This is a genomic window from Psychroserpens sp. SPM9 (assembly GCF_025153525.1).
In the GTDB taxonomy this organism is placed as follows: domain Bacteria; phylum Bacteroidota; class Bacteroidia; order Flavobacteriales; family Flavobacteriaceae; genus Psychroserpens.
The window spans coordinates 514557-534083 of sequence record NZ_JANZNR010000001.1; the positions used below are offsets into that span (position 1 = coordinate 514557).

General features: G+C 33.5%; 21 protein-coding genes. 6 read left to right on the forward strand and 15 right to left on the reverse strand.

Annotation, left to right across the window (positions count from 1 at the left end; genetic code table 11):
• Positions 1 to 86 precede the first annotated feature (86 nt).
• The gene (locus N4270_RS02165; RefSeq protein WP_260095152.1) at positions 87 to 944 is read left to right on the forward strand and encodes an AraC family transcriptional regulator; all 858 of its coding nucleotides are present in this window, start codon (positions 87 to 89) and stop codon (positions 942 to 944) included.
• Here N4270_RS02165 and N4270_RS02170 read toward each other — a convergent pair.
• The 8 genes from N4270_RS02170 to N4270_RS02205 form a co-directional block, all read right to left on the reverse strand.
• Positions 931 to 1509, reverse strand: coding sequence for an alkylphosphonate utilization protein (locus N4270_RS02170; protein WP_260095153.1), 579 nt, complete (start codon positions 1507 to 1509; stop codon positions 931 to 933). The two genes, N4270_RS02165 and N4270_RS02170, sit on opposite strands and share 14 nt — an antisense overlap.
• 29 nt (positions 1510 to 1538) lie before the next feature.
• The gene (locus tag N4270_RS02175; protein WP_260095154.1) at positions 1539 to 1907 is read right to left on the reverse strand and encodes an MmcQ/YjbR family DNA-binding protein; all 369 of its coding nucleotides are present in this window, start codon (positions 1905 to 1907) and stop codon (positions 1539 to 1541) included.
• Positions 1904 to 2515 carry a DUF4230 domain-containing protein gene (locus N4270_RS02180; RefSeq protein ID WP_204344133.1) on the reverse strand — a complete coding sequence of 204 codons (612 nt, stop codon included), beginning with the start codon at positions 2513 to 2515 and terminating at the stop codon, positions 1904 to 1906. Before N4270_RS02180 ends, N4270_RS02175 begins: the two co-directional genes overlap by 4 nt.
• Positions 2516 to 2613: 98 nt before the next feature.
• Positions 2614 to 3363, reverse strand: coding sequence for a cyclase family protein (locus N4270_RS02185; RefSeq protein ID WP_260095155.1), 750 nt, complete (start codon positions 3361 to 3363; stop codon positions 2614 to 2616).
• Positions 3363 to 4493, reverse strand: coding sequence for a radical SAM family heme chaperone HemW (hemW, locus tag N4270_RS02190; protein WP_260095156.1), 1131 nt, complete (start codon positions 4491 to 4493; stop codon positions 3363 to 3365). Before hemW ends, N4270_RS02185 begins: the two co-directional genes overlap by 1 nt.
• Positions 4493 to 5620 (reverse strand): leucine-rich repeat domain-containing protein, encoded by a 1128-nt coding sequence (locus N4270_RS02195; RefSeq protein WP_260095157.1) that lies wholly within the window; start codon positions 5618 to 5620, stop codon positions 4493 to 4495. Before N4270_RS02195 ends, hemW begins: the two co-directional genes overlap by 1 nt.
• A gap of 6 nt (positions 5621 to 5626) precedes the next feature.
• The gene (gene ruvC / locus N4270_RS02200; RefSeq protein ID WP_204344137.1) at positions 5627 to 6181 is read right to left on the reverse strand and encodes a crossover junction endodeoxyribonuclease RuvC; all 555 of its coding nucleotides are present in this window, start codon (positions 6179 to 6181) and stop codon (positions 5627 to 5629) included.
• Positions 6181 to 6852, reverse strand: a complete 672-nt coding sequence (locus tag N4270_RS02205) for an outer membrane beta-barrel protein (RefSeq protein WP_260095159.1) — start codon at positions 6850 to 6852, stop codon at positions 6181 to 6183. The genes ruvC and N4270_RS02205 overlap by 1 nt, the downstream gene beginning before the upstream one ends.
• Here N4270_RS02205 and N4270_RS02210 point away from each other — a divergent pair.
• The 4 genes from N4270_RS02210 (at position 6838) to N4270_RS02225 (ending at position 10626) form a co-directional block, all read left to right on the forward strand.
• Positions 6838 to 7836 (forward strand): flippase-like domain-containing protein, encoded by a 999-nt coding sequence (locus tag N4270_RS02210; RefSeq protein ID WP_260095160.1) that lies wholly within the window; start codon positions 6838 to 6840, stop codon positions 7834 to 7836. The genes N4270_RS02205 and N4270_RS02210 overlap by 15 nt on opposite strands.
• Positions 7836 to 8963, forward strand: coding sequence for a glycosyltransferase (locus N4270_RS02215; RefSeq protein ID WP_260095161.1), 1128 nt, complete (start codon positions 7836 to 7838; stop codon positions 8961 to 8963). Before N4270_RS02210 ends, N4270_RS02215 begins: the two co-directional genes overlap by 1 nt.
• A gap of 89 nt (positions 8964 to 9052) precedes the next feature.
• Entirely contained in the window at positions 9053 to 9889 is an 837-nt protein-coding gene (locus tag N4270_RS02220; protein ID WP_260095162.1) for a hypothetical protein, read from the forward strand.
• A complete protein-coding gene (locus N4270_RS02225) occupies positions 9889 to 10626 on the forward strand; it encodes a Bax inhibitor-1/YccA family protein (RefSeq protein ID WP_260095163.1) in 738 nt (245 codons plus the stop codon). Before N4270_RS02220 ends, N4270_RS02225 begins: the two co-directional genes overlap by 1 nt.
• Here the strand turns inward: N4270_RS02225 and N4270_RS02230 are convergent.
• The 5 genes from N4270_RS02230 to N4270_RS02250 are packed head-to-tail and all read right to left on the reverse strand — an operon-like array spanning position 10613 to position 15871.
• Complete coding sequence (locus N4270_RS02230) at positions 10613 to 11089, reverse strand: hypothetical protein (protein WP_260095164.1); 477 nt, start codon at positions 11087 to 11089, stop codon at positions 10613 to 10615. The genes N4270_RS02225 and N4270_RS02230 overlap by 14 nt on opposite strands.
• 52 nt (positions 11090 to 11141) lie before the next feature.
• On the reverse strand, positions 11142 to 12278 hold the full coding sequence (locus N4270_RS02235) for a lipopolysaccharide assembly protein LapB (RefSeq protein ID WP_260095165.1): 1137 nt from the start codon (positions 12276 to 12278) through the stop codon (positions 11142 to 11144).
• 18 nt (positions 12279 to 12296) lie between these two features.
• Positions 12297 to 14597, reverse strand: a complete 2301-nt coding sequence (locus N4270_RS02240) for an energy transducer TonB (protein WP_260095166.1) — start codon at positions 14595 to 14597, stop codon at positions 12297 to 12299.
• A gap of 2 nt (positions 14598 to 14599) precedes the next feature.
• On the reverse strand, positions 14600 to 14962 hold the full coding sequence (locus tag N4270_RS02245; RefSeq protein ID WP_260095167.1) for a BlaI/MecI/CopY family transcriptional regulator: 363 nt from the start codon (positions 14960 to 14962) through the stop codon (positions 14600 to 14602).
• A gap of 12 nt (positions 14963 to 14974) precedes the next feature.
• Entirely contained in the window at positions 14975 to 15871 is an 897-nt protein-coding gene (locus N4270_RS02250; RefSeq protein ID WP_260095168.1) for a hypothetical protein, read from the reverse strand.
• A 151-nt stretch (positions 15872 to 16022) separates the two neighbouring features.
• On the opposite strand from N4270_RS02250, the gene N4270_RS02255 reads away from it, so the two are divergent.
• Positions 16023 to 16520, forward strand: a complete 498-nt coding sequence (locus tag N4270_RS02255) for a DUF456 domain-containing protein (protein ID WP_260095169.1) — start codon at positions 16023 to 16025, stop codon at positions 16518 to 16520.
• A gap of 235 nt (positions 16521 to 16755) precedes the next feature.
• Here N4270_RS02255 and N4270_RS02260 read toward each other — a convergent pair whose 3' ends face one another.
• Entirely contained in the window at positions 16756 to 17424 is a 669-nt protein-coding gene (locus tag N4270_RS02260; protein ID WP_260095170.1) for a response regulator, read from the reverse strand.
• A gap of 4 nt (positions 17425 to 17428) precedes the next feature.
• Entirely contained in the window at positions 17429 to 19462 is a 2034-nt protein-coding gene (locus N4270_RS02265) for a tetratricopeptide repeat-containing sensor histidine kinase (RefSeq protein ID WP_260095171.1), read from the reverse strand.
• Positions 19463 to 19527 lie beyond the last annotated feature (65 nt).

A 19527-nucleotide genomic window follows, 5' to 3' on the forward strand; every position in this document is an offset into this window, starting at 1 on the left:
TGATATTATATTATCCAATAAATGTTTTAAAATTAATAATAAGAATAGTATTTGCGTATATTAGTACATCAAATGCATTTTATTTCGTGAAAGTTTTACCCTTTAAAATACCAAAACCCGACTTTGAAGCTTTAGTTTTTCAAGAAGATAAAGGCTCCTTATTTTTTGATAAGCTACATCAGCATGAGGAGATTCAGGTGAGTTTAATTGTAGAAGGTGAAGGGACATTAATTGTAGGAGATACTATAAACTATTACAGTTCTGGTGATATTTTGGTGATAGGAAGTAAGCTTCCGCATGTATTTAAAAGTGATGTTTCCGTAGAAAAAGAGGCTTACATGATAAGTTTGTTTTTTACGGAATCTTCGTTTGGATCACAATTTTTTAATCTTGAAGAGTTAAAAGAATTACAACCTTTTTTTAAACGTGCAAAACATGGGTTTAAAGCGACATCTCATAAAACATTAATGCTAGATTATTTCAAACAATTAGAATCAGCATCAAAACTAAAACGGTTTATCGTGCTACTTGAACTACTTCAGTTATTATCGAAATCTGCATATACGAGTTTATCAGCTTTCATTTATAATAAAACCTTTACAACGGTTGAAGGCAATCGTATGCGTGATGTGTTTGAATATACGATGAACAATTATGACCAACCCATTTCATTAGAACACATCTCAAGTGTCGCCAATATGACAAAAACAGCGTTTTGTAAGTACTTTAAAAAGCGTACAAACAAAACCTATATAACCTTTTTAAATGAATTGCGTGTGGAGCATGCCTGTCGATTATTGCTATCGTCACAAGATTTGTCAATAGCAGCCATTGCTGAACTTTCAGGCTTTCAGAATATTTCAAATTTCAATCGACAATTTAAAGCTGTGAAGCTGATAAACCCATCAGAATTTAAAGCTTCAAAAACTGCTACGATTTTTTAACGTATTGTGTAATGATGACAATCTGCTGACCATCGACTTTACCTTCAATATACTCGGCATTTTCGTGATCTAATCGAATGTTTCTAACCGCTGTACCTTGTTTGGCAACCATACTTGAACCTTTCACCTTTAAATCTTTAATGAGCACCACAGAGTCTCCGGATTCCAGAATTACACCATTGGCGTCACGATGTATAATTTTATTTGCTTCATCTTCATGCTCTCCAGTTGCTCTTGCTAAAGCTAAAGCATCATCGTCAAGGTACATCATGTCTAATAAATCTTGCGGCCAACCTTCATTACGAAGTCGTTGCAACATTCGCCAGGCCATAATCTGCACTGCAACGTGCTCACTCCACATACTGTCGTTAAGACTTCTCCAATGGTTAGGATCCATGTCGGTTTTACTCTCAATCTGATCTAAACAGGTATTACAAACTAAGACATCATTAGCGACATTTTCATTTAGAGAAGGCGGAATTGTATATTGCTTTAAACCATTAGTAGATGCGCATAATTCACAGGTATTGTTGCTGCGTTCTTGTAGAGTTTGTAGTACGCTCATGAGGATTTTTTTGCAATGATAAGAAAATTCTACAGATTGGCTAATGCCTCTCTCATTTTCTTGGTCATTCCTTTGACGACCATATCGTAAGAATGATCGATAAGCTCGCAAACCAGTTGAGGCGACAAATCGCCATTATGGAGATAAACGCTGTTCCATAGCTTTTTATGCATGTGATAACCTGGTTGAATGCTATCATAAGTTTCTCTGAGTTCAATGGCATATTCTGGATCACATTTTAAGTTGATAAAAGCATTGCCTTCCTCCCACTTTTTTAAAGAGACCAAAGCGAACATTTTATCCATTACCTTAAACACAAGTGTATCTTCATCGAACGGAAAGTGCTCGGTTACAGCTTTTTTATCTAAGCAATAAGCTCTTAGTTGTTCTATATTCACTCTTGAAGTTTTTTAGGCGTTTTATCTTCTATTTTTAATGCTGAATAATCGAGTTTCCAACCAATGGTTTCTACGATACTTTCGATAAGTAGAACCGAATCTAAAGCTTCTCGTTTTGCAATATCGTAGAGTCCGCTTTCTGGAACCTTATTCATAATATGCAGTTTGGCTTCATTATGAAGCTCTGTTAAATCGGAAGCTTCAAATTTGTTAAACATGCCATCAGACTTATCATAGTAATTTAAATCGGTTTCTATGCTTAGCACTTCAGGTTGCGGAAAATGAAATAACCTGACCGTTTTCGTTTTGACATCTGAATCCATTTTTATTTTAGACAAATCAAAACCTACATGCGCTTTGGCATTAATCACAACTAAAGCTTTTTTCCGACTAGAAATAAGTTTTAAGAACCGTTCTTTAACATCTTCGTAATGATAAATCTCAGCAAAATCACCTTCCACAGAGATTAATTTACAAACTCTTTTAATTTTATCCAGCAAGATTAATGATTGTGAATTGGTTTGTTTTTTTAATCTGAATTGTTTTACAAGAGTCACAATTCCGAGTGTCACAAGGATGCTTAAGATGATTATAAAAAATGTGTCCATAGGTGGTTTTTCTATACAATGTTATCGTTCAGAACTTTACTTTCAAATTTTAAGCCATAATTTGAATCGGATGTATTTCCGAATAAAAATAACATCTGTTACTCTAATACTTTATACAAAATAGGTTTACTTGGTGAGGCATCATTTTCAAAAGGCGCAATTTGTAAGTTTAAAAAATACTCGCCATCTTCGACCTGATTAGGCACATATATAAGTTCTGTAATTGTGGCGTCTTTACGCAATTTTCCGTGATAATTCCAGAAGGCTTTATGAGCTTTTAATTCGCCACCATCTTCTTCGCGATCTACGCTAGGCAAATCGATAAGTAGATGTTTGATGCCTTTTTTTACTAAAAATTTAACGGCATCTTCTTCCAAATAGGTCCAATTGGTATGCGAATACTGTTGTGATAATTTTTCGTTGGTATTAGGCATTGTTCGTATAACAATCGCATCTCTTTTTTTATTTCCCAAGGCAAACTGCAACTGCGCTTTAGAAATAACTGTGTCTTTTTTTATATGTTCTGGCGCTACTGTAATGACTTCAGCTAAAAAGAAAAACTGCTTTAAATGCTGATTTATAGAATGCACTTTTTTGGTGATATGCCCAACACATTCGGTATGCGTACCATGTGCATGCGGATTGAACTGAATCGAATTAAAATTAACAACAGCACCTTCGGCAACGCTAATGATATCCTCATCAAATTTAACCGGTTCGATTTTGGGTTCATCAATATACCAGGCATTGACATTGGATGTCGAAGCACGCAATGGCATAGATATATCTAAAGGTTGTGATAAATCGATTTGAAGTTTTCGGGAGTTGTATTGAATTGTGGCTAACATTATAAATTAATTTTAAACAAATCTGAAGCTATACCATCACTCAAAAATTTTCCTTTTTTGGTCACTAATAGCTTTTCATTATCAATATACAATAATTGTTGATTTATAAAAGATTCGGCTTGAAGTAAAAGATAATCTTTGTAGTTTTTTCCAAAATCCTGAGCAACTTTATCTAACGAAACGCCCCAAATGGTTCGCAAACCTGTCATGATATACTCGTTGTATTTATCGGTTGTTGTTAAAGTTTCTGTTTCCTTCGGAAGTATATCATTCTCAATATTTTGAATATATATTGAATTGTTTCGAACATTCCAACTACGCTCGTTTCCGTTAAACGAATGTGCTGAAGGCCCAATTCCTAAATAAGGTTTGCCTTGCCAGTACGCCGAATTATTCCTGCTGAAGTAATTGGCTTTTCCAAAATTAGACAGTTCATAATGTACAAAATCATGCGCCTCTAAAGTATCGATTAATATATGAAACTGTTCTTGTGCAGCATCATCGTCAACGTTTTCAATGATTCCTTTTTTTATAAATCGTTCCAGAGCCGTTTTGGGCTCGACAGTTAATGCATAACTTGAAATATGCGGAATATTATAACTTAAGGCTTTCTCAATATTCTCTTGCCATTTCGCATTAGTCAAACCTGGAATTCCGTAGATTAAATCGATTGAAATATTATCAAAATGCTTCGTCGCTTCCTCCAAACATTCGATAGCTTCTGTACTGTTATGGGCACGATTCATGAGTTTTAAATCGGCTTCAAAAAAAGATTGAATTCCAATGCTCAAACGATTGACTGGGCTTTGCGCCAGCATTTCAATTTTAGAGACTGACAAGTCATCAGGATTGGCTTCAAGCGTAATTTCTGGAGCTTCGGAAACTGTAAAATGTTGATGAATCGTATCTATTAAAAACTGAATTTCGCTAATACTTAACAAACTTGGTGTGCCTCCTCCAAAATAAATGGTATCAACCGTTGTATGTTCAAATTCCGTTTTACGCATTAGCAATTCTTTAGCTAAGGCATGTATAAGCTCGTCTTTCTTTTTTAATGAGGTCGAAAAATGAAAGTCACAGTAATGGCAAGCCAGTTTGCAAAATGGGATATGGATGTAGATGCCAGACATTAGCTTTTTCTTCTTGGTCCCTTGACAAGCCTTAAAGCATCATGCTTTTTCACCTCTAAATTAGAGTTCTCTTTTCTCAGTTCTTCAATATTATCATCAGTAATGATTTCATGATCAAGATAAAGTATTTTTAGTTTTGGCAATCTGGCTATCTCGATAGGGACTTCAGGAATATAGTTGTTATGTACTCCCAACATTCTTAATGTTTTCAGTCCTTCTAAGTTTTTCGGAAATTTTTTAAATCTATTATATTCAATACTTAATGTTTCTAAATTTTTTAAATCTCCAATCTCAATTGGTAAATTTCTTAATTCATTTGAACCAAGAGATAAGTCTTCAAGTAGAGATAATTCACCAATAGAAGAGGGTATTTTTTCAATCTTATTCGATCCTAAATTTAAATTCCTCAATTGTTTAAGCTTACCTATACTATCTGGTATAGTGATAATCTGAGAAGCATTTGCTATTATGGATTTCAAATTAGAACAATTTAGGACCTCATCTCTAATGCGTGTAAAACCTGCACCTGAAATCACCAATTGTTCTAAGCATTTTAAATCACCTATTGACTTTGGTAAATCTTTGAGGGATTTATTTCTTCTAAAATTTAATAGTCTTAAATTAGTGAGTTCACCAATATTTTCATTAACAGTCTTAAGCTTATTTTGGTCTAGAGCCAACCCTTCTAAATTTTTTAACAAAGAAATATTATCGGGTAATTCTACAATTCCACAGTGACTTAATGCTAGAAGTTTAAGCTTTTTAAACTTACTTAAATCAATCATTAATTGCTCTAAATTTTCAAATGGATTGTCTGAAATATCTAGAGCTTCTAAATTTTCGAATAGGAACAATTCCTCTGGCAATGCTTTTAGATTATTAGAATTAATCTTTAGTATTTTGATTTCGGATTTACTTTCAACAAAGTTTTGCAAGTTAACTGTTCGTTTGAGACTATTAAGTTCATAAAATAATCCCGAAATATACATTTGCGGCCACCATTCCATATTTACTTCATAGCAAGCCATTTCCTCTTGAACGATTTCAGAATTGCCAACTAGATTTTTATATTCTATAATAGAATTATGACATAAAAAAATGGTAATAAATAAAAAAATGTTTTTCATTTTAAACTACTTCTTAACGCGATCCTCATTTTGCTTTACAAAAGCACTCCAACCCGAATAACTTTTGCCAATCTCTACGCGACCTTGATTATAAAAATGACACACTGCTGCTGCAAGTCCATCGGTAGCATCTAAATTTTTTGGTAAGGTTTTAAGGTCTAATAAACTCTGTAACATTTTAGCCACTTGCTCTTTACTTGCGTTACCACTTCCTGTGATAGCCATTTTAATTTTTTTTGGAGAATATTCAGTAATAGGCACTTCGCGAGACAAACCTGCAGCCATAGCAACACCTTGAGCTCGACCAAGTTTAAGCATACTTTGTACATTTTTTCCAAAGAAAGGCGCTTCGATGGCAATTTCATCTGGATGATGCGTATCGATGAGTTCAATAGTGCGCTCAAAAATGAGTTTTAGTTTGAGATAATGGTCGGAGTATTTTTTTAAATCCAACTCATTCAATTGCAAAAAAGACATCTTTTTACCGACTACTTTTATGAGTCCGAAACCCATTATTGTCGTTCCTGGGTCAATGCCTAATATAATTTTTTCATTACTCATTAATCGCAGTATTGACAGCCACTTATAGAGAATGTGACTCCAAAGCTTACCGTTAAAAGGTTTCCGTTAAACGAACCAAACCCTTCTGTTTCTGGGTCAAAATCTTTTCCGAAGCCTATAATATAAGACGTATCGGCAAAAACAGAAATTTCCTGAGTCAAGCCATAATGAAGTTCAAAACCACCCATCACATTAAAAAACGAAATTTTGTTGCCCCCAAAATTCCCTAGTGGCTTCACAAAACTATAACCAGGTCCAGCATGAAGTACAAATCCCATACGTTGTGGCAAAAAAGAAATAGACTCGGTTGGATCATACACCAATTGTGCGTTGAGTCTCGTGTAATTGGTTTTAAATTCTACCGAGTTATCATCACTAGAAAAACGATTAAAGCCAAAATCTAACTTGGCACCTAACTGCGATTTAAACATGTGCTGTAACCCCAAGTTTACCGTTGGGAAATTAACAGATTTTGCTTGAAAACCCTCAACAAAACCGGATTGTGACGGACTATTAACTCCTAAAGAGATTTGGGCTTTCCATTTATTCGTATCCTTTTGCGCATAGGTGTTTACAAAACATACCAGCGCTATTACTAAAATACTCCATTTTTGAAGTCTATAATTTGAGGTCATATCATTATAAAGGTTTATTTTGTGCCAAGAACTCATTTTGGTATTATGTTTTTTGGCAGCCTTCCTTACAAAACTAAACAATTCTTTTTTGTACTTATTAAATTAAGTATCGTAGTTGGTGCTTTTTATTTTATCTACAAGAAATTAGCCACTAATGAAAATTTAGATTTTTACGAATTTTGGTCGTTTTTAAAAGAAAATGACTCGTTTTCGGCTAAAAACATTCTTTTTTTGTTCATTTTAACCCTTTTTAATTGGTTTTTCGAAATTTTAAAATGGAAAACTTTAGTCGGTTATATCAAAGTCATTTCATTCAAAAATGCTTTAGAACAAAGTTTAGGTGCCTTAACTGCTTCCTTATTTACACCTAATCGCATTGGAGAATATGGCGCAAAAGCAGTGTATTATCAAGCTTCAAAACGGAAACAAGTGATGCTACTCAACCTATTGAGCAATATGATGCAAATGAGTGCTACTGTTATATTTGGCTGTTTGGGTTTTATAATTATGTATTCTAAATACAATATTGAAATTAATTCTTTTAAAGTCTTACGAATTCTAATAATCATCACACTTATTGGTGTTTTCACCTTATTTGGAATCAGGCAAAAAAGGTTTAAAATCAAAGGCTTTTCAATGGAAAAGTTAAGTGCCTTTTTTAAAAACTTACCACTTAAAATTCATCTTCTTACTTTTGGGTTTTCGATATTAAGGTATTTTATTTTCTCATTCCAATTTTACTTTTTATTACAGTTATTCGGCGTCAATGTTAGTTACTACAATGCCATGATCGTTATAACGTCTATGTATTTACTCTCGTCAATTATTCCGTCGATTTTTATTTTTGATGTCGTAATAAAAGGTAGTGTTGCAGTGTATTTATTTTCATTAGTTGGCGTGAATGAGTTTACCACGCTAAGCATTATTACTCTGATGTGGCTTCTAAATTTTGTTATTCCCAGTGTGTTTGGAAGTTATTATGTACTTAATTTTAACCTCTATAAAACCGAAGACCACTAATGCTCCTAATTATTTTTATTATTACTGTATTGTATCTCCTTTTAATTGCAAGTCTCATCTATGGGTTTGACAAGGTTTCGTCTTTTAAAATTGACGATGTTGTACCACAAACTAAGTTTTCGATAGTGATTCCGTTTAGAAATGAAGCTGAAAATATTCCAGCGCTTTTAGATGCTATTTCACAATTACAGTATCCTAAATCTATGTATGAGATTTTATTTGTAGATGATGCGTCCACTGATGATTCCGTAGAACAAATCAACTCTAAAATGAAAGCGTTTAAATCGGTTCAATTTTCAATGCTAAAAAACAACCGAACAAGCCCTTCACCAAAAAAAGATGCAGTAACAACTGCCATTAAGCAGGCAAAGCACCAATGGATTGTAACAACTGATGCCGATTGTAGCGTGCCAAAATATTGGCTGGACGGATTTGATAATTACATTCAAAAAAACAACCCAAACATGATTGTTGCGCCTGTAAGTTTTGAAGCGGTTGGTTCCTTTTTTGAACGCTTTCAGCTCTTAGATATATTGAGTTTACAAGGGGCAACTATTGGCGGATTTGGGATTAAAAAGCCCTTTTTATGCAATGGCGCTAATTTAGCTTATCGAAAAGATTTTTTTGAGCACAATAAAGGTTTTGAAGGAAATACTCATATTGCTAGTGGTGATGATGTTTTTTTATTAGAAAAAGCCTTAAAAGCAGACAAAAAAAGTGTTCAGTATATTAAAAATGAACAGGTAATAGTTCATACCAAAGCTCAAATCAGTTTTGCAAATTTAAAATCTCAACGCGTGCGTTGGGCAGCAAAAACATCACATTACAAAAATGCTTTTGGCAAACTCACCGGACTTTTAGTACTAGCTATGAACGGACTTTTAGTCTGTTTACCGTTGTTATTTGTATTAAAAATGATCTCCTTAAAAGTGCTTATTTATGTCATTTTTATAAAATTTTTAATTGACTTTTTACTCCTTTTTAAAACGGCTCGTTTTTTTAATCAGGAGCCCTATTTATCTTCATTTATATTTTCGAGTTTGTTCTACCCCTTTTTTAGTGTTTATATCGCTTTAATTTCAATGTTTACAAGTTATAAATGGAAAGGTAGAACGCATCGCAGGTAATACTATCATTTATTTTTGTTAGATTTACATAACTAGAAACCCATATCGTAATGCGAAACATTATCTGTTTATGTTGTCTTTTATTTTGCATGTCTTTGACAGAAGCTCAAGAAGACAACTACATGATTGAAGGAGAACAACTTGTTCTTAAAAGTGAAGTAAATGGTAAGTTAGACTTACTATGGAATATCATCGACGGTAAATATCGGTATTTTGTTAGAACGGAAACCAATACTATTATTGAATTAAAAAACACTAAAAAGGATGGTAAATTTCAGCAAGAATATAAGTCATTGCTCAACGAATTAACCAATGCAACCATGTCTACCAAGCGTTTAAATTTGACGCTTTTTAGCCTTAAAGAATTTATAGATAGTTATAATGGTACGGTTGATTCTTCCTACCAATCGACAGCCAAAAGAAACAAAATCATGTTTAGACTTGGTGTTTTTGGTGGTCTCACTAACAGTCCGTTTATTACCAATCCCGACAATCTCTCCACGCCCTATTTTGGAGGCGAATTAGAAGTGCTTGATGTTGATCAAATATCAAGACACGCTGTGTTTTTACAGGCCAAACATGTTACTGAACACGACGAATTACAATATTCGACAACAGAGCTGGCTTTAGGTTACCGTTTTAGATTTGTCAACAAAGCTACTTTTAGTCTCTACGGAAATGTAAAATTCGCTACACTCAATTTTTCTAATGCGGTCGTCGTCACTGAAAATGAAGGCGTTTTAACTTCCGAAGAATTTAATGAAACAGCTTTTGATGTGCCTTTTATTTTTGGTGTTGGAGCAGATATTAGAGTAAGCCAAAACAGCTACATTACCTTAGCTTACAATGAATTGTTTGCTTTATTATTAGACAATCAAGGCAATTTTTCAACCGATTTCTCAATAGGTTACAAGTTTAACTTATAATGCGATTATCAAGTTACAAAACCAACAACCCCGTTTTCTCCAATTATTTCTGGGATCACAAAAAGTCAGCCTCAAAACGAATGACTGTGACGGGTATTTTCATCAAATCATTGGTTTGCATTTTAGTTATTGCTGCCATTACTGGCTACATATGGAAGCTAAACGAAGCAGGCATGACTGTTAAATGGTTGACACTTGGTGGCATGCTTGGAGCTATTATAATTAGTGTTATTATTTCTGTGAGACAGCATTGGGCACCTTTTTTAGTGCCATTATATACCATTGCGAAAGGTTTATTTCTTGGCGGATTTTCGGCTTATGCTCATCGGCATTTTCCAGATCTTCCCTACCAAGCTATAGGCGTCACTATTATTACATTTTTTGTCATGCTTTTACTGTATCAAACACGTATTATTGTAGTTACTAAAAAGCTAAAAAGTGTGATTATCACTTCGGCAGCAAGTATATTTGTGGTTTATTTGATATCCTGGATTTTAGGCTTCTTCGGAATTGAAACTTACATCTGGGGAACCTCTTGGTTTGCCATTGTCTTTAATTGTATTGCTGCCATTGTTGCCTCTTTTTCATTGCTTTTAGATTTTGACTATATCGAACGCTATAAAAACAGAGCACCAAAATGGAAAGAATGGCTGGCAACCTGGGGACTTCTGGCCACGCTTATTTGGTTGTATGTGGAAACCTTAAGGTTGATGCAAAAATTTGCTATTCGATTTTAATAATTACAGGTAAAACGAATTTTGTTTTAACATGCTGACTGCGTTTTATGGCTGGTGAAATTTTAGGTAAGCCCTCTAAACTTTTCCGAAGTAAACTATCTAATTGCGGAATTTGGGCTTTTGTCATTTCGTTACTAATTATATCATCCACAAAAAACTGACCTTGATTATCTATTGTAATTTGAAGTTGAACCGTATCGTTAATTTCTTCAGAAACTACGATTTGGTATTCGGAAAGGTTCTTATTTAATATTGTTCGGAGTGTATTTTCAAAACACGCTTTTCTAAGTGCTTTATCGTTAGCCGATTCGCAAGATTCAAAGGAAGGATATTCATCTACGTCTTTCCAGTTAAAGCCTTGCAGTTCTTCTTTAAGGATGTCTTCGGTATACACCTTCTTCTTATCGAAATAATCGCAAGAACACCATGTCAAAACTAGAATTAAAAGAAAAAAGCGGTTCATGATTTTTAATACTGAAACCGAAAAGTACAATTTTTTTGAATATCAGGCACTTTTAGTCGTTAGCCTTTAAAAATTTCTCTTCTTTCAGTTCAGAAATACGTCGTGAAGCAAAGCTGGAATAAAAACTTTTAGGATACTTTTTCTGAAACTCCTCATAGAGTTTAATCTTTGTATCAATATCGCCATAATATTTATCCTTAGTCGTTATAATAAAAAACACAGTTTGCATGTTTTCGGGATTCTCTTGAAGTGAAATCTCCAAAACCTCAATAGCTTCTTTATGCTTATTTTGCCAATTTAAAACCACACCTAGTTTTTGATATTCGTAATCTAATGGCTGATCTTTTAGCACCAACGCCTGACGTATGTATTTTTCGGCTTCTGAATAATTTTGAAGGCGTTCGTAATAAGTACCAATAACGAAAAGAGCATTCGCATTTATCGGATTGTATTTTAAGGCCAGTTTACGCTGTTCTATTGCCAATTCATAATCTGAATTTTGAGCATGACACAAACTTAATTTCTCATGAATAAATTCTGAAGACTCTCCCAAATCAATTAATTTTTGAAACCAATCTCTCGCTTTGGTGTAATAGTCTTGTAAATAAAAACTCTGAGCTTTTAAGCTGATTAATTCTACATTGTTCTGGTAGCTTTCTAAGCCTTTGTCAATATATTTTTCAGCAAGTGTATGAGATCGTTTTTGAAGGTAATGCTTTGCTATTTTATAAATCGCTTTTTGATGCGTTGGATCTAAATCATAAGCCGACCGAAATCTGTTAATCGCTGTTGAATCGTTCATTCGTTCCATTGCTAATCCCATTTCATAATGATAATTAGGATTGCGGTAATCGATATTCATTAATGCATTAAACGCTTCAATAGACGCTTCAAATTTTTTAGTTTTTGAAAGTAGTTTGGCGTATTCATAGCGTATTAATGCTTCCTTTGGGTTGGCATCAACACTTAACTTATAATGTTTTAAAGCTTCGTCATAATTGCCAATAGCAACATAAGCCCTTGCTATTTTAGCATCGACTTCTGTTTGATTTTCGACTGCTTTATAGCTTTCAATCGCTTTGCTATAGTTGCCATTAATATATAAACTATCGGCTTGATTTACCAAAGAAGATTGCCCTTCAGCATTTAAAAAAACCGCAATAAAAAGTAGGAATAAGGATTGTCGCATAAAAACTATTGTGATGGTTTAGTTTGCAATTTGAAATACAATTGGTAATCTATAAGACACCTCAACCGGCTGGCCATCATGTTGTCCTGGATGATCAAACTTAGGCAAGCTTTTGACAACTCTAATAGCTTCTTCTTCTAATTTTGGGTGTGATGCTCTTGCTTTCACATTAACAATATCGCCTTGTGTATTGATGTTGAAAACAACTTCAACACGTTGGCGTCCTTTGAGTCCGATTTTTGAAGCCTCATTCAAGTTGAAATTTTTGTTCACATAGCTATTAATCGTTTTACTAACGCATGCTTTACGATCGTCTCTATTGGATAAAGCCTGGCATGATTGGTAAACAGGAATTTCATCTACACTACTAAAAGGCATTCCGCTTAACTTTTGTTGGTTTTGCATCGCATCAAGCTGCTTTAATTTTTGAGTCATTACTTTGACTTCTTTTGCCACAAGAGCAGAATCGGTTTCTATTTTATTTTCAGCAGCTACCTGAAATAAAATCGGCAAACTATAAGGTACAATCACTGGCTTTCCTTTTTGCTTTCCAGGAACAAATTGAGGCAGTTCATAAATCACACGTTTAGCTTCTTCTTCTAATTTAGGATGTGGCGCTCTAGCTTTGACACCAGTTACGTGTCCTTCCTTATCAATTTTAAACATAACATTAATACGTTGTCTTCCAACAAGACCTAATTGGCTCGCTAAATTGGTATTAAATTTTTTATTTACATGTCTTGCAATACCTTCACTCATGCATTTTTTTCGTTCGGCTTCCGAAGTCAAGGCGTCACAAAATGAAAATGTAGGCGCTTCTTCTATTATAGAAAAAGGAACCTCTATAGATTCTTCAATCTGAGTGACTTTCACTTCATCTACAGCATCAATAACGGTTTCTGCAACATTTGAATGAGCAGATTGATAATCGCTAACCATCATTTTAGTTCGTCCATCTTCAGTAACTACAAGTAAGCCTTTATAAAATTCATCTTTTTCAATCAAGTCTAATTTTTGATCAAACTTTTTCTTTTCTTCATCTGTCATTTTTCCAGCACTGATAACCAATCGTAATATGCCATCTTGAATATCACTTTCCCATAATTGTTTAGCTTCATCCGTTTTTTTACTTTCTAAATAATCGTTATAAGGTTTAAATTTTGAAAAGCGCTCAAGGAACTTACTGTCTTTTTCCAATTCTTTTGCGCCTTTTTGTGCAAAGAATTTAAAGAAAGCCATTTGTTTGTAATACTGATCTCTACTTAATACATACTTTTCACGATTAGGCTTATAGGCTTCATAAATGTCACTAAAATCTACATTTTTTTCATGCAAAGCGACGATGTCGTTGTAGTATTTATCGAATAATTCTTTATCTGTTAGCTCTTGTAAATCGGTAACTGTGATTGTTTCTGTAATCGATTCTACTTTCTCCTGTGCATACGACGAGGTATAAATTAACATCGCAAATACCAATGGTAATAATAACGCATATTTAATGCTATGGATTTGTTTTGATTTTGATTTGCTTAACATAAGAATTCGTTTTTTGATTAATGATTGTTTAAAAAATGGATTGACAAAAGAAAACTGTTCGGTCTCAAAAACCTGAGCTAATAAATTGTCATAATAATCGGCTTTATTGTGATTTTTCACAGCTTTAGCATCTGCGATATATTCGTGTAAGGTTGCTATTCTATTTTGATAGAGGTAGACTAATGGATTGAACCAGAATGCAATTCGGAAGAGTTCAAAAAACAATAAATCTAAGGTGTGTTTTTGTTTAACGTGAACGATTTCGTGCTCCAGAATCGTTGATTTTTCTTGGAGATTTAATTGTCCGCCCAAAAAAATGTAATGGAAAAACGAAAACGCTTTTGTACTATTTATCAAGTTAATAATTAAGATATTTCCTTTCCAGCGCTTAGGATGTTTTGATGCTAACCAAAACAGCTTTGTAATTTTTATAAGCAATAGTAGTGTGGCGACGCACATGCCTGAAATTAAAATAATGCGCCATATTGAAACAGGTTCTGGATCTAAATTGATACCGACTTGCATGGCGATTTGCGGATCTATAGTACTTATGTTTTCAGCAGGATTGCCTATAATTACTTCGGGTAAACGGATTGCAAAATCTTTAGCCACAACCTCTTTTATTTGCTCTATTTTTATAAATGGAATCACCACGGAAAGTACTGCAGTTCCCAACAAGTAAACCCTGTTTAAATTAAAAAAAGTTTCCTTCCGAAGCGCTATATCATAAATGATTAAAAACAAGGCCTGAAATGTAACGACTTGTAAAATATAATGTAACATAACTAGTGCTTTGGCGTATTAATATCTTTTAAAATAGCTTCCATATCTTTTAAATCGATGTCATTTTTTTTAACAAAAAAGGAGACCATACTCTTAAACGATCCTTGAAAGTAATTGTCTACCAAATTATTGATAGACTGATTGCTGTAATCTTGTTTTTTAACTATAGGGAAATAAATATGGCCTTTCCCCTGTTTTTCATAATCTACAAATCCTTTATTTTCTAAAATTCTCACAATGGTAGATACGGTGTTATACGCTGGTTTTGGCTGTGGAAGCTGCGCAATAATATCTTTAACATTAGCTCTATCTAATTGCCAGAGGATATGCATGATTTCTTCTTCGGCTTTTGTAAGTTGTTTCATTTGATATGATTATTATTTTGTGTCTTTGGCGCTTAACCAAAGCATGATGTTTCTTAAAAAATCTATATTATGAGGTGCGTGTTCAGAATTAAATCCGAATCGGAATGTCCCATTATTATTGGTAACCACCTGAGCCGTAAACTGAGCTGCTTCACCAAAAACGGCTAATTTTCCTTTTCCAAAATTCATAATAGCGCCTTGATAACTGCCTTCTAAATCTTTGACCTTAGTCTCCTCATCAAATTGCCAGGCGATTTCAGGTTGTAAACATTCATCCCCTTTGAGGAATTTTAAAACACCTGTGGCTTCGGGCGGAATTTGAAATGACGAACCTGTAAATGTGGTGACACTCTTTAGAGCTGTTCCAAAAGTACCATCGGTAAGCGGTGAGCTAAGGAGTCGCTTATTTTCTTCGGAAAACACATCTGGCTGACGTCTGGGTTGTGACAGTTGAGCAAATCCGTCGCAAAACTCAAATCCGAAACTCTGAGCCAACGCATTGGCTGCTCCAGAAAACGGCATATGATCTGCAATGATGAGCAATCGACCTCCATTATTAACCCACTTTTTTATGGCCTTTATATCTTCAACACTAAACGCACTAAGGATGGGTTGCCTCCAGTTTCCAACATTTTTAGAATGTATCGCATTTGAAATTACCAGAATATCTGTCGCGCCCAAATCCTCAAAATTGAGCATGGATTTCACCTGATATCCATCCTGAGTTAAAAGTTCACTAAAAGGTTTAAAACGGCCATCTTTAGTATGAAAATTATGATGTGTTTCATCTATAAACACCCTGGGACCTTTGTCTAATTTGTGATAGGGATTGCTTAGTTTAGCCACTAAAGATGCATCGGCCATTTGTTGCGCTATTACAAAACTCGAACAGCACATGACGAAGCTCATTATGATGGATTTGATACCTCTTAAAAACATAATATATGATTATTGATACTTCAAATATAACTAAAAACTTAGTTCAAACTAAATATTTAGTTTAAAAATGTAACAAAATTCACTTTTTAGCGTCTACTTAGTAGATATTTAAACACTTTTAATGGATATATTTTTAGTTATTGTAGCTGCCTTTTTTATGATTTTGGGAATTATAGGTAGTTTTCTTCCCATATTACCCGGTCCATTAACCGGTTGGGTTGGCTTGCTCATATTTCATTTAACAGATGCGGTTCCAATGAATTGGACCTTTTTAATTATTACTCTAATCATTGCCATTGCAATCTGGATATTAGATTACATCATTCCTGCTATGGGAACCAAACGTTTTGGTGGTACAAAAGCGGGTATGATTGGAACTTCGGTAGGATTATTAGTAGGTTTATTGGCGCCTATACCTGGCGGTATTATTATTGGTCCGTTTTTTGGTGCGTTAATTGGTGAGTTGATCAACAAAAGTGAATTTGATAAAGCGCTCAAAGCCGCATTTGGATCTTTTTTAGGATTTATTGCTTCAACCTTTATCAAGTTTATAATCGCCATTATTTTCTTAGGATTCTTTATCGTAAAGGTGATCGATTACAAAGCTGTGTTATTTTAAAAAGAAAAACCTAACACCTGTTGAGGAGTGCTAGGTTTTAATTCTTTGCTATTAATTCAACAAATTACTTAGAGGGATTAATTAATTTTGTTGACATGTCAAATATATCTATTGTTAATAACTTTTTGTTACGGAAAAACCGTAGACTTGATGCGGAAAAACCGTAATTATGAGCAATAGCAATGGTTTCAAGAGGTTTTAAAAAGTCGAAAAACTGTGTTTTTTACAATATTTTTTACAAAAACCCTTTTTTCCTAGCCTCATTAATTAAGGATTCGTCTTTTCCGTCAGTAATAGAGAACAAAATTTTGAGTTGTTTTTTTCGTTTTTCAATAGCGCTCATAGACAGATCGATATACTCTGTTAAGCTTCTGGTTTTAATCCCATTTGACAGTAAGTGTAAAATTTTTCGGTTAATTTCATCGACATAAATTTCGTTGATAACCGATTTATTTAAATAGTTACTTACGGTACTGCTGTAATAAGGAGGATCTAATAAAATATGCTGAAAAGCTTCGGCTAATTCACTAGAGGTTAAATCACTTTTGATTAAAAACCCATCAGGATTAATTTCTTTTACTATACTATGAATACGATACGATTCATTAAACATGGTAAGAATAATCACTTTGGCATTAGGAAGAATATCACGTGATATTTTTGCTAAATCTTCACCAGATGTAATTTTTCCATCGGAAGAAGCTGGCAAACTGATATCAAAAAAACACACATCGTAAGGCTTTTCTTTGGCGGCCTTTTGCATTAACAAGTTAGCAGCATCGCAGGTATTTGCAGTATCTATAACTAAGGTTTGGTTGTCTTTTTTAGTTGCCATCAATGTATTTTGATAGCCTTCAATAATGATTGGATGATCATCAACCATTAAAATGTGAATTTGTTGCATGCCTCTAATTTTTGTATGGGATCATAATATTAACTTCTGTCCCTTTATTAATAGCAGAATTAAACTTAGCTGTTCCCTCAACTTCGTTAACTCTAGAATTTATATTTTTGATACCAATCCCCTTCTTACTTTTATTAACATCAAACCCATGGCCATCATCAATAATGGATAACCAAATTACATTAATTTTTAATTGAATGCTAATTTTTACAGTCTTAGCCTTAGCGTGTTTATAAATATTTTGAAGTGATTCTTGTATAATCCTGTAAATGTTGATTTTAGTTTTATTGGGCACGTTTTCCCAATTAATATCATCGGTATAATCAAAACTTGATTCTAATTGATAGGCCATGGTTTGCTTTTCTATCAATTCGGAAACAATATCCATAAACCCAGAACCTGAAACAAAATCGGTATTTAAATCGTGTGAAATTTTACGAATATCATTTTCAATTGTCATTAATTCTTTGATGTAAGCTGACCGACTTTGAATAGCCTCTTTTCCTTCAGAAAAATTTAAGCTATCTAAACTTAATCGCGTTCCAAAAAGTCGTCCGAGAACACCGTCATGAAGTTCTTCTGAAATACGTTTTTTCTCATTGGCTCTAGCTTCGTCAACCTTGTCTTGTTGTGACAGCATAAGGTTATAAATCTCTTCATTTGCTTTTTGCTGATCTTGCTCAAATTTTAACTCTTTGTTTTTAGCACGTTGTGTAATAATGATATAAACTAAGATTATTGTTAGTACTAAGCCACCAGATACTGCGAGCAACCAGATGAGCTGCTGTGACATTTTTTGGTTGGCTTCTTCTAATTGTTCGGTTTCTAATTCTATACGCGCGAACTTGTTTCTTACGTTGCGTTCTACAGTAAGCAAGCTATCGCTTAGTTTTATGTGATGTTCTAAATAAGACCTACTTTCTTCTCCCTCAGTGAGTTGGGATAAGATCCGCATAGACTCTAAATAGAGATCATTAATAGGAATGTCTCTTGAGATGTTATAACTAATTTCTGCATATTTTTTTGCTAACTCTTTTTTATCATTTGCTTTATAAAATTTTGCTAAGTCTATTGATGCTGCCAACTCCGAATACTGGTCATCTACACTGTCGGATATTTTTAGCGCTCTTTTAAATTCACTTTCTAAATTATTAAACTCATAATCTCCTATCAAAAATTCAGTAAAAGTACGGTTAACAATAATTAAGGAATAAAATGAAAGGTCTTCAGACAAAACATCGTGCTCTTCTAAAATTTCTTCATAGATTTCGAGTGCTTTTTCTAGATTGCCTTTTGATCTATAGGCAATGGCAAGGTTGTTTTTAGATTGCAACTGTAAATAATCTCCATTTTGTAATTTGTCAGTTATACTAAATGCCTGATTATTGTATTCTATAGATTTGTCGTAATTTTTAAGCTTTAGAGAAATTATTCCTAATAAATTTAAACAAATGTATTTATCCTCATATAGTGTTATTCCTTCATTTTCTTCAACACTATTAATAATCTTTAAGACCTCAATTGCATTTTGTTCACTTCCTAAATAATCCTTCTCATCATCTTGAATTGTGGCAATACCAGTTAATACCTCAACTTTTTCTTTCAAATCTCCTAATGCATCATAATATTTTAGTGCTCTTAAGTAATAATCATAGGATCTGATATTGTCTCCTTCAATTTGATAATAATACCATCCTAAATTGCTATTAGTAGTTGCTATTGCTATTGAATCTCTTAACTTTAAAGCTAACTCAAGATTACTGTGACTTGTAGAACCAAAAGCCTCATAATCTCCAGATATTAGATAGGTATAAGACAGATTTCGATTGCTATTTAATAGCGTAGAATCAACACCTAAATCATGAGATAATTGACTTGCATTAGTAGCATAAGTAAGCCTATCTTTTATTGGTAAAGTTTTATTTTTAGATAGTTTTCTTAACTCAAGAATACTATCAAGAGTAGAATTTTGCCCAAAAACATTAATACCTAATGTTACAAATAGTAAAATTAAAAAAAGGCGTATAGTGTACTTCAATGGATTATTAGTTATAATCTCAAAGTTAAAATTTTTATCTCTATAATACTAGTGATGTCTTAGCA